Source organism: Spirosoma validum (assembly GCF_014699035.1).
Lineage (GTDB): Bacteria > Bacteroidota > Bacteroidia > Cytophagales > Spirosomataceae > Spirosoma > Spirosoma validum.
The window spans coordinates 482,589-496,512 of record NZ_JACXAA010000001.1 but is presented as its reverse complement, the minus strand read 5'-3'; the positions used below and the strand labels follow the sequence as shown (position 1 = coordinate 496,512).

General features: G+C 48.4%; 14 protein-coding genes. 4 read left to right on the top strand and 10 right to left on the bottom strand.

The annotated features are described in order from the left end of the window. Positions 1–26: 26 nt before the first annotated feature. From IC230_RS01930 to IC230_RS01910, 5 genes are all read right to left on the bottom strand, one after another. Complete coding sequence (locus tag IC230_RS01930; RefSeq protein ID WP_191037274.1) at positions 27–1,511, bottom strand: APC family permease; 1,485 nt, start codon at positions 1,509–1,511, stop codon at positions 27–29. 250 nt (positions 1,512–1,761) lie between these two features. Further along, on the bottom strand, positions 1,762–2,931 hold the full coding sequence (lepB, locus tag IC230_RS01925) for a signal peptidase I (protein WP_191037273.1): 1,170 nt from the start codon (positions 2,929–2,931) through the stop codon (positions 1,762–1,764). A 230-nt stretch (positions 2,932–3,161) separates the two neighbouring features. Next, on the bottom strand, positions 3,162–5,600 hold the full coding sequence (locus tag IC230_RS01920; protein ID WP_191037272.1) for a glycoside hydrolase family 20 protein: 2,439 nt from the start codon (positions 5,598–5,600) through the stop codon (positions 3,162–3,164). Positions 5,601–5,672: 72 nt separating this feature from the next. Then, positions 5,673–6,389: a hypothetical protein gene (locus IC230_RS01915; RefSeq protein ID WP_191037271.1), complete on the bottom strand. Its 717-nt coding sequence runs from the start codon at positions 6,387–6,389 to the stop codon at positions 5,673–5,675. Between the two features lie 110 nt (positions 6,390–6,499). After that, positions 6,500–7,450: a homoserine kinase gene (locus IC230_RS01910; RefSeq protein WP_191037270.1), complete on the bottom strand. Its 951-nt coding sequence runs from the start codon at positions 7,448–7,450 to the stop codon at positions 6,500–6,502. Positions 7,451–7,904: 454 nt separating this feature from the next. Between IC230_RS01910 and IC230_RS01905 the strand changes: the two genes are divergently transcribed. Further along, the gene (locus tag IC230_RS01905) at positions 7,905–8,273 is read left to right on the top strand and encodes a hypothetical protein (protein ID WP_191037269.1); all 369 of its coding nucleotides are present in this window, start codon (positions 7,905–7,907) and stop codon (positions 8,271–8,273) included. Between the two features lie 66 nt (positions 8,274–8,339). Here IC230_RS01905 and IC230_RS01900 read toward each other — a convergent pair whose 3' ends face one another. Together IC230_RS01900 and IC230_RS01895 are read right to left on the bottom strand one after the other, a co-directional pair. Next, on the bottom strand, positions 8,340–8,819 hold the full coding sequence (locus tag IC230_RS01900) for a hypothetical protein (protein ID WP_191037268.1): 480 nt from the start codon (positions 8,817–8,819) through the stop codon (positions 8,340–8,342). Between the two features lie 131 nt (positions 8,820–8,950). Then, on the bottom strand, positions 8,951–9,517 hold the full coding sequence (locus IC230_RS01895; protein ID WP_191037267.1) for a hypothetical protein: 567 nt from the start codon (positions 9,515–9,517) through the stop codon (positions 8,951–8,953). 154 nt (positions 9,518–9,671) lie between these two features. Here IC230_RS01895 and IC230_RS01890 point away from each other — a divergent pair, with 154 nt between their 5' ends. The 3 genes from IC230_RS01890 to IC230_RS01880 all read left to right on the top strand — a co-directional run bounded on the left by IC230_RS01890 (position 9,672) and on the right by IC230_RS01880 (position 12,766). Further along, entirely contained in the window at positions 9,672–10,532 is an 861-nt protein-coding gene (locus IC230_RS01890; RefSeq protein ID WP_191037266.1) for an SDR family NAD(P)-dependent oxidoreductase, read from the top strand. A 90-nt stretch (positions 10,533–10,622) separates the two neighbouring features. Next, the gene (locus tag IC230_RS01885; RefSeq protein ID WP_191037265.1) at positions 10,623–11,474 is read left to right on the top strand and encodes an MBL fold metallo-hydrolase; all 852 of its coding nucleotides are present in this window, start codon (positions 10,623–10,625) and stop codon (positions 11,472–11,474) included. A 62-nt stretch (positions 11,475–11,536) separates the two neighbouring features. Beyond that, positions 11,537–12,766 carry an FG-GAP repeat domain-containing protein gene (locus tag IC230_RS01880; protein WP_191037264.1) on the top strand — a complete coding sequence of 410 codons (1,230 nt, stop codon included), beginning with the start codon at positions 11,537–11,539 and terminating at the stop codon, positions 12,764–12,766. Positions 12,767–12,811: 45 nt separating this feature from the next. Here the strand turns inward: IC230_RS01880 and IC230_RS01875 are convergent, their stop codons facing one another. Genes IC230_RS01875 through IC230_RS01865 form a run of 3 tightly spaced genes read right to left on the bottom strand, consistent with a single transcriptional unit; the run spans position 12,812 to position 13,919 of the window. Then, positions 12,812–13,159, bottom strand: a complete 348-nt coding sequence (locus IC230_RS01875; protein WP_191037263.1) for a hypothetical protein — start codon at positions 13,157–13,159, stop codon at positions 12,812–12,814. Next, on the bottom strand, positions 13,156–13,512 hold the full coding sequence (locus IC230_RS01870) for a hypothetical protein (protein ID WP_191037262.1): 357 nt from the start codon (positions 13,510–13,512) through the stop codon (positions 13,156–13,158). The genes IC230_RS01875 and IC230_RS01870 overlap by 4 nt, the downstream gene beginning before the upstream one ends. Positions 13,513–13,571: 59 nt before the next feature. Then, a complete protein-coding gene (locus tag IC230_RS01865; protein ID WP_191037261.1) occupies positions 13,572–13,919 on the bottom strand; it encodes a hypothetical protein in 348 nt (115 codons plus the stop codon). Positions 13,920–13,924 lie beyond the last annotated feature (5 nt).

Below are 13,924 nucleotides of genomic sequence, written 5' to 3'. Positions count from 1 at the left end.
CTTCCTGACTTAAAAGTCAGGAAAAACTATGTTGTCTGCTGACCGCGTTTTGTCAGGAAGTAGACGGGGATGCCCAAACCTGCAATCAGTAAACCCATACCCGTATTGAAGGTTTTGGTATAAAGCAGGATCGCGCAAATCGTTAATCCCGCGATGATATACAGAGCTGGTACGAGGGGATAGCCAAACGCTCGATAAGGCCGCTCCGTATTGGGCTCGATACGTCGGAGCCTGAACAAGCCTATGATCGTAATGATGTAAAAGCATAGCGATGCAAACGTGCAGTAATCCAGTAAGTCGCCGTATTTGCCTGATAGACAGAGTAACGATGCCCAGATGCATTGCAGCCATAAGGCCCGTCCTGGCACAGCGTTCTGATTTAGGTGCGAAGCTTGTTTCAGGAATAACCCATCTTTCGCCATTGCATAATAAAGCCGTGCACCCGCCAGAATCAAACCATTATTACAGCCAAAGGTCGAAACCATGATCAGGGCAGCCATAAACGCTACGGCTACGTTGCCAAAAATGGTCGAGACGGCGGCTGTTGCCACACGATCGGCTTCGGCGAACTGAATACCCCGACCCACAATGTCGGTGGCGACTGGTGAACCTTTCAGTGGCAATAAGGAGAGGTAAGAAATGTTGGCCAGGAAATAAATCGTTGTAACAATCAGCGTTCCAAAGAACAACGCCAACGGTATATTCCGGCGAGGATTCTTGATTTCTCCCGCGATGAACGTTACGTTGTTCCACGAATCTGCCGAGAATAACGACCCAACCATCGACGTACCAAAGGCCAGTACCAGCGCGATCCCCGCCAGTGGGACCACTTCGCCCGTTGTAGAAGTAAAAGTAGCCTCCCAGGCATTGGTGAGATTAGCCGACAGCAGACCGCTGCTCAGGCCGAGCGCAATACCGATCACAATCAGGCCCAGCAAGGCAATTAATTTAGCTGACGTAAATACGTTCTGAATCAGTTTGCCGCTCTGTACACCCCGACTGTTTAGCCAGGTGATCAGCACCAGACTGGAGATGGCGAAAAGTGATCCCAACGTAATTTTAATCGGACCGAGTGCCATCAGTACGTTATCGGGACCAAGAGCGGGGATAAAAACGGCCGTATATTTTGTAAAGGCCACGGCTACGGCGGCAATCGTACCGGTCTGAATAACCATGAACACGGTCCAGCCATATACGAAGCCTGTTAATTTGCCAAACGCCCGCTGAATATAAATGTATTGCCCACCCGCTTTCGGCATCATGCCTGCCAGTTCGCCATAACTAAGTGCGGCTGCAACGGTCAGTAAACCCGTCAGTACCCAAAGCATCAGTAGCCAGCCCGACGAGCCAAGGTTACGTGCCATATCGGCCGAAACAATAAAAACCCCCGATCCAATCATCGAACCTGACACTATGAGCGTGGAGTCGATTAAACTGAGCGAGCGGTTGAATTCAGTTGGTTCCGCGACTCCATCGGTCGTCGAAACAGAGTTCGGTAGGTTTTCTGCCATGAAGAAGAAGATATAGCTACAAGAAGCGGCCAATCGGGCAGAAAAGCAAGTAACTACGTCTAAAAACGTAGTTCTTCGTTATGGCTGAATATCAAAATTCAGCGTTTGAGAGCAGTTGTGTAAAGGGATCTTCCGGTAAAAAGAAACAGGAGTTTTCCACAATCCAGTGTTGATAACTACTAATGGACAGTGGGAAACCCCTGCTATATGGATAATTAACTGAAGATAGAGGATAATTTGTTGGTGATATCTAATCAACCAGACGAAACACGCGGTTCCAGCGAATTTTGTGCCATATATCGGCTGGAACAGGGTCAATTGACATCCATACAAACACGGCTTTCCCAACGATATGATCTTCGGGGACAAAACCCCAATAGCGGGAATCTTCAGAATTATGGCGGTTATCGCCCATCATGAAATAATAATTCTGCTTAAAGGTGTACGACGTAATGAGTTGATCATTAATCTGGATGCTGGCTGGAGTAACCACTACGTTGTCGTTTGCTTCATACGCTTTAATAAGCTGCCCATACAATGCAATGGTTTGTTTATTGATCGGAATTGTCGCCCCTTCTTTAGGAACGGTAAGTGGGCCAAAATTATCTTGATTCCACGGATACACTGAACTACCGTAAATACCAGGCCCAGTTTGTCCTGGCTGCTCCGTTATAGGTTCAATGCCTTTGACCCAATCGAATTCCTTGAATTTGGCCAGTACGTCTTCAGTCATGTTGACCCGGTAACCAACCAGAGTAGCTATTTTGGCCGAATCGTTATATACCTCCAGTGGCTGCCAGTTGATGAACGGACCTTCCGCTGATTTGAAATCGTTAACGATGTCATACTTTCGGAAAAAGCGTTCGTCAAGAACTTCGGTGGTTTTTACGAAATACGTTGTTTCGGATCGGGTTGGCGTGGTCAATACCTTTCCATTAATATAAACCTGCTCCTGGCGGATTTCCAGCACATCGCCTGGAATACCGATACACCGCTTGATAAAGTTTGTTTTTAAATCGGTTGGGTAGGCGGGTTCTCCGGCTTTAGGCGGAGGATAATTAAACACGACAGCATCGCCGTTTTTCACCCGCGAAAAACCGGGCAGTCTGAAAATCAGAAGCTGAATCGCCGTACTATAGGACGGAATATCGGTGCCCCATATTTTTTGGTGTGTGAGCGGGATTTGTAACGGGGTTTTGGGAGTGCGAACACCGTAGTGAAGTTTGCTGACGAACAGAAAATCACCGACCATCAGGCTGTTTTCCATCGAAGGGGTTGGAATGGCAAACGCTTCGACCGTAAAAAATCGGATTAACGTAGCGGCTATAACGGCAAACAGCACGGAGTCGAACCATTCCCGAAGGGCGGATTTTTTAGCTTTGGGCGGCTTGCTGCTAACCTCTGTTTTTTTTCTGAACATGACCTGATGAGACGTAAAGGTGATTACAAACTAGTAGCCTTGTTATATACCCAGTGATGCCATAGATTAATGGATACAGGACAAGTGACTGAAATGTAGTCGATAACCGTATCAACGCTCGTCAATTTTACACAGGTGGTTCTATATGTGGGTGAAGTGTATCCGCTGATCTAACTAATCAGCTCCATAGCTATTCGCAAAGACAAGGTGTTCTAAAAGCGAATAATCCTTTATCGTACTTCAATTTCATCGATGGCCAGTTTGGCCGCTTTGCCAGGGTTTCGCAGTCCTGCCGGAACTTTGCCGACATTCCGGGCGATGATGCGAACGTAGCGGGCCGTTGTCGATGTAAAATCGAATGGAAGACGGACAAAGGCTCGCTTACCGTTTTCGGCGGCATTGGTTTTTGCCGTCAGAACGGGGGTGAACGTCGTTCCATCTTCCGAAACAGAAATCTCGACTTGTTTCGGCAGGCATACATTCCGGGCCGTATACTTCAGAAAACCGATCCGAACACGTTCGACCGGTTGCGATAATCCCAGATCGATTACCGCATTTAGGTCGTTCGTAAACGTAACGATTCCGGCTATTTCGTACCCGCCTGTACCACCGGTCGTGCCGTCGGTCAGACTATAATTCTTGTCTGGCCGATTGCCTGTCGGCGCATTCAGGAGCGTGTAAGACTTACCGGTAGCTTTCGAAACGAGATAGTCTTTTTCTATTTTGGCAAGCTGGCTCAGTGGTTTACCATCCTTGAACGTAGCGGTTCGAATGGTCGTTGATTTTTCCAGCACGATCGGTTTTTCATACAGAGGGGACTTTCCCGAAGGAATGCTCCCATCCAGCGTATAGCGAATTTCCGGAATAATAGATGGCGGTTGCTTCGTAGAAAGCGTTACTTCGACCTTTCCATCTGCGGTCGGTTTAGCTAATGGAAATGCGTCGTAAAACGTTCGGGCGTAATTGACATTCAGATTCGTCAGCCGCTCAAAATGGGTGGGTATACGCCGGGCAAACGCATCGTAATTTCGTTGGGCCTGCGGTGTCCAGACAACTTCTGCCAGCGCAGCTGCCCGTGGCCAGAGCATGTATTCCGCCTGCTCGGGCGAATCAATGTACTCAGTCCAGATGTTACCCTGTGCACCCAAAATATGCGTAGCTTGTTCAGGCGTCAATTCGGTGGGGGTCGGGTTGTAGGAGTATACTTTCTCTAGCGGCAGTGAGCCACCAAAAGCCGTGGGTTCCTGGGCTGGGTCGCCCTGGTAGTAATCGAAATAGCAGAACGGACTGGGTGTCATGATTACGTCGTGACGCTGACGAGCCGCTTCAATGCCGCCTTTTATACCCCGCCAACTCATTACGGTAGCATTGGGTGACAACCGAGTCGTTGGCCCGGCCCCCTCCAGAATTTCATCCCAGCCAATAATCCGACGCCCTTTCGACGTAACGAACTGATCAATGCGTTTGATGAAATAACTCTGTAAGCCATGTTCGTTTTTCAAATGCAACCGTTTGATCAACTGCTGGCAATAGGCGTTTTTGCGCCATACTGCCTTCGGACATTCATCACCGCCAATATGAATGTATTTACCCGGAAAGAGCGCTATAACTTCCGTCAATACGTCCTGAAGAAACGTAAAAGTTTTTTCAGTTGGACAGAAAACATCATCGAACACGCCCCATTTGGTGGCTACCTGGTAGGTTTCACCTTTAAGTGAGCGTGGCGAACAACCTAAATCAGGGTAAGAAGCCAAAGCCGCCATGGCATGACCCGGTAGTTCGATTTCGGGTACAACTGTGATGTATTTTGTGGCGGCATACTGAACGACCTCCCTAATTTCATCCTGTGTGTAAAAACCACCATACGGTTTCCCATCAAACACCTGTGGGTCATGATCATCATAGTGACCCACAATGGTCTCGCGCCGGTGTGATCCCACTTGGGTTAGTCTCGGATACTTTTTGATTTCAATTCGCCAGCCCTGATCATCTGTCAGATGCCAGTGGAACGTATTAAACTTATGCAGAGCCATCAGATCAAGATATTTCTTGACAAAAGCCACGGAAAAAAAATGGCGGCTAACGTCAAGATCCATACCACGATATACGTAACGGGGCCGATCCTGAATCCGACAGGCAGGGATGCTTAGAGCAGGGGGCAGGAGGCTAGTGACATGGGGAGCGCTAGTTTCTGCTAAAGGACTTATGCCCTCTACTATCTGTACCTTGCGCAGCACCTTAGGCGGAAGAAGTTGGTAGAGTGTCTGGATCGCGTAGAAAAATCCCTTGGGATGATTTGCTTCTACCGTAACAAGTCTTTCGGTTATGTCAAGCCGGTAACCTTCATCGCCAAGGGTCGTATCCCGTAAGGGCAGGAATTGAATCAGATTTCCGGATGGTGTGGTTTTGTTAAGGTTCGTTATGGGTATAGATAAACCACTGCTCTGGTTAATCTGGTGCGCAAATGCTTCAACAAGCATTTTAAGGTCAGGTTGCCCGAACGGAACCATAATCGTTGTTGTAGGGCTGAGAATAAATGCGCCCGCGCGGGGTTCGAGCTGAGCGGGATACGGAATGATCGCATACCGCTCAGCGGCATCAATGGATTGACCAGAAACAGGGATAACTGAGAAAAGGAAAGCAACTAGAAGAACTGAGCAAATACGCATAAACAGACTGACGGCGGGTAGTAATCTGCCGCTATAACGAAAAACGCACCCATTGCTATGAACAGATAGTCATTAATTTCTCGGAACCGTCGATGAAGATGGTTTACGTATTATCGCTTTTACTAGAAAATAGATACCACCAACCAAGCAGCCCAGGGATACAAGACCGACCAATACAGCGGCAACGCCCTGACCCGCACAGGCTAATTGGCAGGCTAACCCAGAACCTAACAACGCCAGGCCAACCCCGAGTAGAAACAAAAGAATATAAGCACCCGTGCTTTTCTCCTTTGGGCGCTGAGCATGTTTATACTTAGCCAATTGCTGTTCTTTGCGTAGCACTTTACGTGTTAATGGACGTGTTTTCTGGACATCATCGATTGTACTGCTGTCCTTCGATTCATAAGAAAAGCGCTCTACCCGATTCACACTTGCCTGAACGGTAAAATCGCCTGGCTGGGGAGATAAAAAATAGTGAAATCGATTCCCTAATACGATAAAGAGAAGGAAACTTGCCATAAACAGGCAAAATGTACTACGTGTTCGCAGCTGGTATCGATCCGCTTTTGACAGAAAAGGTACGTTTATCTGATCACTATACTTGGTTTCGATGAGAAGCACTCCTGTAACGATACCCAATACAACGAGTTCAATAACAGGTAGTGGTAGAGCCGGTAAAAAGCGATAACCAAAACGAAATCCTGCCCAGTTTTTTAATATTTCGATCAGTACGATGAACAGGATCGCCAGCTTGGTATGCGTACTTGCCCAATACGATAGCTGTCTCATAACGAATCCATTGCAAGGTCAGGACGAAATCAAACGTATTGTGTAAATCGATAGATTAGTTAAAAAATATAGAATTCTTTGCGCTGCTGTAGCAATTACGTAGCACCCACCTATTGAACAACCGGTTCGCCTGATAACACCTTAGGGCCTTCCCGATTGATTTTTGATACGTAGGCTTCACTCGTAATGCCAACCGACAAAAAGGCATGTTGCATAGCCGCGCCAACCTGCTCGGCGGTCTGGGCATCGCGACTGAGGGCAAACATGGATGGACCTGACCCCGAAATGCTGCAACCCAGCGCGCCATTTTCTAAAGCCGCTTGTTTGGCTTCGTTGAACTCTGGAATCAGAATAGCCCGCACGGGTTCAATAATTACGTCGACCAGCGAACGGCTGATAAGGTCATAATCGGGCGTCATCAATCCCGCAATCAGTCCCGCTACGTTGCCCATCTGCGTAATCGTATTTTTCAGCGAAACCTCATTTTTAAGGATAAACCGGGCATCTTTTGTATTGACTTCAATATCGGGGTGAACGAGCGTACAGAACAGATTGGCCGGGGTATCGATGCGAATAACGTCCAGCGGATGGTAACTCCGGACCACTACGAAACCACCTAGCAGAGAGGGCCCTACGTTATCGGCATGGGCAGAGCCACAGGCAATTCGTTCGCCCTCCATCGCAAAGGGTAGCAACTTTATCGTGGGCAACGGTCGACCCAGAAGTTCGTTAACGGCATATACGCCCGCTACGGCACTGGCTGCGCTGGAACCCAGGCCGCTGCCAAGAGGCATTTGCTTATGCAACACAACGTCGAGGCCAACGTCGGTTCTGTTAATATGCTTAAGATACGTCTGGATCGCAATCCCTGCCGTATTTCGGGAAGCCTCACGGGGCAGTCGTCCTTCGTCACCAATGATGTCCGTAATCCGAACACCCGGCTCATCGCGGAGAGTCAAGGTAATCTGGTCGCCAGGATTATCAACGGCGAAACCAAAAATATCAAATCCGCAGGCTACGTTTGCTACGGTTGCAGGGGCAAATACAGTAATTGAATCCACGTTAGAAGAGGGAGCAACAAAGCACAAATCTAGTGATTTGGAAGCGGAAATCAATTTCGATCATCGATGCAATAATGGCCTACATCTACTGAAGGAATATCACCTTCGTTCGCAGAGACTTTTAAAAGTACTTGGTCAAAATATAATGGTAAACTAAAGACTGATACAGGGTTTTCCGAAAAGATTGACAGCTCTGAATAAGAAACTCAGATAACGATTTGATATTGATTTAAATCGATCATTTTACACGGAAAATTACTATAAGTCTCTTGAGCATAATTACTTAGGTGTCATCAAAAGGAAAGGATTCATTATCAGATAGCTAACGGCTAAGTCTCAATGGATTAACTTTTGATTAAAGCTGGATCAGGACTGCAACGATCTATACCTAAGTTTCGTACTCTCTCCTAAAGCTTATTTCATTCTTAAGTTAGACCTCTAAACAACAGGTTAAATGAAGAAATTTATTCTGATGGGTTGCGTAGCTACTGCGTTACTCGGGGCATATGCCTGCTCGAAAAGTTCAGACTTGTCGCCCGACGAAGTGAGCGGAGCGGCTCGTGGTGGGGTTGTGTCAGGTTCGGCAACAGGGCCGCATAGTGGCACCGCTACGCCCCCTCACAGCGGAACGCATACGCCCCCGCATAGCGGAACTGGCGGTCCTGGAATGCCACCTCCTGGGCCTCCTCATAGCGGAACAGCTACCGGTCCACACAGCGGTACACATACACCGCCACCGACTCCTCCGGGAAGCGGTACGGCAACACCCCCACCCAGCAGCACGGGTGGTCCAGGAAAACCACACGGCCCAAAACGTGGGTAATAAGTAACGAAAAAGCCAGCTTTCTGTAAAAGAGGCTGGCTTTTTCGTTACGTTGATTAAAGAGAGCTAATCACCAAACAGCTGATTCCAAACGGCTTTCGCTTTTTCTTTAGCCGCTTCAATCTGGAGCGAGGCTTCGGCCTTTAGTTCATCCAACTTAACCTGAGCGGCTTCGAGTTGAACCGCTGCTTCGGCCTTCATTTCGTCGAACTTATCTTCAGCTACGTCCGAAAGTTCATCAGCTTTAGCTGAGGCTGCTGCAAAAGCTGTTTCGGCCTGCGCCTGCAAACTGGCTAAGTTTTCGGCGGTGGCAGCTTTAGCAGCCTCAAAATGCTCGGTTGCTTTTACTTTTAAGCCATCGATATCAATATCTTTTCCAAATTCCTGAGCCTGCGCAACCAACTTGTCTTTCATCTCGTCAAGTTGCGTAGCTGCTGCATCTAAATGCTGGCTCGCTTCCGTCTTAAACGCTTCGAGCTTTTCAGCGGCTGTTGCTTTGGATGCCTGTACTTGTTCGGTGGCTTTTGCTTTTTCGTTGCTTTCCATACGATTACTTGTGGGTTTTTGCTAAGGAGCGAAAATTGACTAGAATCAACGGGAAAACCAAAAAGAAACGGAAGTAGGGTAAATAGGCGGGGAGAAAGGTAAAAAATGACTGCCCAGTACCTGCGTTAATCTCACCCCAACCGCCGGACAATCAGACTATTCACTAACTCAAATAAGCCCGCGGGTTTAAGTGTTCGCCAGTTGGCAATGTCGAGCGTACCGCCAAAATTGATGTAATAATCCAGGTGGTACTTTTTCCATTCCCGTTCGATAAACTCCGGCGAATGAATAGCCGCAATCCACCCATCTTCTACGTCCTCAAACCACTCTTCATAGTAGCTATCGTCCGACCCGTGGAAGTTGAGAATATTCTCACTGATCAGGATAAAATACTTGATACCTTCCTGAATAAGCGGGTCGATAACCTGTCGTTTAAGGTACATGATGTCGTTGTGTAACGTATCGTTCCACTCACCAAACAGCTCGATTACGACGAACTGTCGATCATAATTGGCGAAGAGGATCTTGCAATACAGCGTTTCGGAGCCGATTTCATCCCAGAGGGGGTGAATATAGTAGCCGTAGATCGTGTTCTCGTACTGCTGCATGTTATACTCCCGCTCATAGAACGGCGACTGCTCATCTTCCGACGCCGTATAATATTTTTCCCAGCCATAAAAGGGCTCAATGTCCTGCATAACTAATGAGTAATTGAATGAATAAGCGAAATCGGCCCATCCAGAGGGAGTGAATGGCTAACACCATGTTTATTCACTCCTGTGCTTATTTTTTACTAGACATAACGTTGACGAATGTGGGATTGTTGAGTTGATTTTAAGGTATGTTTACGGAATGAAACCCGTCAGCAAAAACATTCTTATTACTGGTGTTTCAACCGGTATTGGCTATGGTGCCGCTAATCAGTTCATTCAACGTGGATACACTGTTTTCGGTAGCGTTCGAACGCAGACTGACGCTGATCGGTTAACGACGGAATTTGGCGAGCGCTTTGTACCATTGCTATTCGACGTAACGGATGCTGATGCGGTGGCTTCTGCGGCTCAAGTGCTGACCGAAAGACTGGCCGATGATGGTTTAGGAGGCTTGGTGAACAATGCTGGAATTGCGATAGGCGGACCGCTACAATACCAGCCTATGGACACCATTCGCCAACATTTTGACGTAAATGTATTGGGGTTGCTGCACGTCACACAGGCGTTTCTGCCCCTGCTTGGCGCACGAGATAACCACCCCGTTCAACCCGGACGAATTCTGAATATCAGTTCGGTGAACGGCCAGATCGCTATTCCGTTTATGGGCGCTTACGTTGGTTCGAAACATGCTGTTGAAGGACTCTCCCATAGCCTCCGCCGGGAGCTGGCGCTGTTCGGAATTAAAGTGGTTATTATTGGTCCGGGTGCTGTGAAAACACCAATTTGGGGGAAAGGTACAGCCATTGTCGCTTATAAAAACACAGCTTACTACCCAGCCATGCAGTGGTTTTTGAAGCAGGTTGATGATTCCGAAGCCCGCGGTTTTTCAGTAGACTACCTTGGAGAACGAATTGTCAAAATTTACGAAACGCCACACCCCGGTATTCGCTATGCAATCGTGCCGAATAAGTTGACGGGGTGGTTACTACCCCGGCTGCCTGCTCAGCTGATCGACTGGATCATGGGCCGGATCAGTGGCTTACGAATGACTAACAGATAGGGTATAGCGAATTCACTGTACTGCGGGTGAGAACCCGCGATTTTCTACCAATAATTGCGGGTTCCCACCCGCAGTACAAAAAAGACAATAATGCTGAAACCCGCTTTTCAAAAAGATGATACGTTACTGGCTGATATAGAAGCCGCTCGTCGCGAGCCGGATGCTTTGCACATATGGTGGTTGGGTCAGAGCGGTTTTCTCGTGCAATATGCTGGTCGTCACATGCTGTTCGATCCGTATCTATCGGATTCGTTATCTGAAAAATATGCGTACACGGCCAAGCCACATGTTCGACTATCGGAACGGGTAATTTTCCCTGGTTATCTGGATATAGTCGATGTGGTTACGTCAAGCCACAACCATACCGACCACTTAGATTATGATACCTTGATTCCATTATTTGCCACTGGCTGGAACAAGAAGCTCGTCATTCCTGAAGCGAATCGTGCGTTTGTAGAGGAACGGCTTCGTGGACAGTGGGGCCCAAATCTGCCAATTGGAATAACTGATGGAGAAACAATACCAGTTGATGGATTTGTGTTTCATGGCGTTCCGGCGGCACACAATGAACTTGAACGCGATGATCAGGGACGCTGCAAGTTCATGGGATACGTAGTGGACGTGGGACCGTATCGGGTATATCATTCCGGTGATACGTTGTGGTACGATGGCATGGTTGATATACTACGGCCATTCAGCGTCGACGTAGCGTTTTTGCCTATCAATGGTAACAAACCTGAGCGGCACGTTGCGGGAAATCTTAATCCCGACGAAGCGGCCCGGCTCGGTCGTGATATTGGCGCGAAGCTTGTCATCCCGCATCATTACGATCTTTTTGAATTCAATACGGCCGACCCTGCCGATTTTGTGAAGGCCTGCGAACAGTATGGTACACCATATCGCGTTATGCAATTAGGCGAACGGGTTAGCCTAAGCCGGTAGAACTATTATCGGGGTAGCTTTGCCATAAGGTCACGCGTCTTGAACAGCTTACTAAAATTGGTATGAAAAGAATCCTTCTCCTGTGCCTCCTGGCAAGTTCATCCCTGTTCGCGCAAACCGATACGGCCCGGAAAGATGGCCCCAATTTCAACGTTCAGGTTGTTGATAACCAGATCAGTATTGGCTACGGCTTGGCCATTGGCGATGTCGATGGCGATAAACAACCCGATATTTTGCTGGCCGATCAGAAGGAAATTGTCTGGTACAAAAACCCCGGCGATAGAAACAGCCCGTGGAAACGCTATGTCATGGCCGCGAACCTGACCCCGCAGGACAACGTCTGCATTGCCGCCCGCGATCTGGATGGCGACGGGCGGGTAGAAGTAGCCGTCGGTGCAGGCTGGAACCCCGCCGAAACGGTTGACAGCACCAAATCCGGAGCCGTTTTCTACTTGATACGTCCCCAGGACCCGACGCAGCGGTGGGAGCCAGTCCGTCTTCATCACGAAGTTACGACCCACCGAATGCGATGGGCAAACGTAGGAAAGAATACCTACCAACTTATTGTGGTGCCTTTGCATGGATTGGGAAACAAGAACGGCGTAGGCAAAGGGGTTCGGATTTGGGGTTACGAGTTTCCAAAAAATCCGCGTGACACCTGGAAGCGTTACCTCGTGGATTCAACCATGCACCTAACCCATAATTTTGAGATTTGGGAAGATGGCAGCACCACCGGTTTGATCGTGGCGGGCAAAGAAGGCGGTCAGATTTTCGAGTGGCGCAAAAAGACGTGGAAAGCTTTTGATGACGAAGAGGCCCGGAACACACTGCCTTTACTGACCAAAGACGTCGAAGGAATCGGGGAAATCCGGCGCCTGGATGGTGGCAAAAGCATTGCAACAATTCAGCCTATGCACGGAAATGTGCTCCAGGTAGAAAGCGGATATTATTCATTCCAAAAACCCAGAAAATTAGTCACGGATAAAGAGATAGACGTACTTACCGATGTGCTGAGCCAGGGACATGCGCTGGTTTGTGGCGATTTTCTGGGTATAGGTAGCGATCAGATCGTAGCGGGTTGGCGCAACCCAAATGCCGATAAGAAAGTCGGGGTTCGCTTATTCAAGCCAAAGGACGAAGGCAATGTACAAGGCTACCCATTGGATGACAGTGTGCGAATGGCCTGCGAGGACTTACAAGCTGCTGATTTAGACGGAGATGGCGATCTGGATCTGATTGCGTCAGGGCGGGCAACCTTGAACGTATTGATTTACTGGAACCAGCGGAAATAAACGAAACCTATAAAGTCTCCAGGACCTTATAGGTTTCTAACTCGTTTAATGACTCAATTGGCCGGCCATTGAGCGTAGCGCCGAAGCTACTCCTTCCAGCCGGGGAGCTATATCGCCCTCTGATCCCATTTTCGTACTAAACTCATTCGTCTGAGTGGCTAAAGTGTTCAGCAACTCAGACAATTCGCCGGGGGTAATCTGGTCGCTTTTCAATTGGGTTTTTACCTGCTCGAGCGTATTGGTAATATCTGTAGCATTATCCGTTTGATGGAGTTGCTCCAACCATCGGTCAATAACGCCCAGACCACTTTGCGGAGTGGTATCGGCCAGTTCGCCCTCAAGAACATCCATCGTTAAGTCGAGGAGCGTAGTAGATTCTTCGTGCGTAATCATAAGTCGATTTGGCTGGTGAAATTGCGTAATGCATTCGCTAACTGCCTAAGCTGGTGTGCTGTTGATTCGCCGACAGATGGCTCGTGCGAAAGCGTTAGTGTATGGCTAGCCATGCTGAGCAATAGATGTCGTATTTTTTCGCCGTCGTACTGCCCTGTTTTTAAGTGGTCGCGCAGTGTTTCGATTTCCGATAGAACGCGTTCAGCACCTACGTCCCCAGGCAAGGCATTATGCCATCCTTCCAGTAATAAAATCCCTTGTTCGGGTGTAAGCGTAATGGTATGCCCATCGCCCAGCGCACCTAAGGTGTCGTTGAGCATCCGGTGTTCAAGTGTGGTTCCGGTTCCTTCCATATGTGTGTAGTGAATTAAGTCTTTAAAGATTATTAACCAACAATAAACGAACTGTCGCCCTATGATTTACTGCCGAGATTGCGCAGAATTTTTGAGAGGCTTTCCAGGCCACCGGTCCACGTCCCTTCGGAGTTTGAATCTTCAGCTACGGCCTGTGCTTTATCGGCCAGGCTGGTCAGTAAATCGCGGACGTACTGCTCATCGGGCTTAGCTGCCTGCAACGCCGTGCGAAGCTCATTCAACTGCCCCTTCAACTGATCCAGGTTCGGGTCGCCATCCAGTGCCTGCAACCAGCCATCAATCAGCATAACTCCTTGAGCTGGCGAAATAGCCTCCTGGGTGCTGTTCCGGAACGTACTGAGGGTGTCGTTGAGCATCCCCTCTTCCAGATTATTCGATCCTAACATAATAC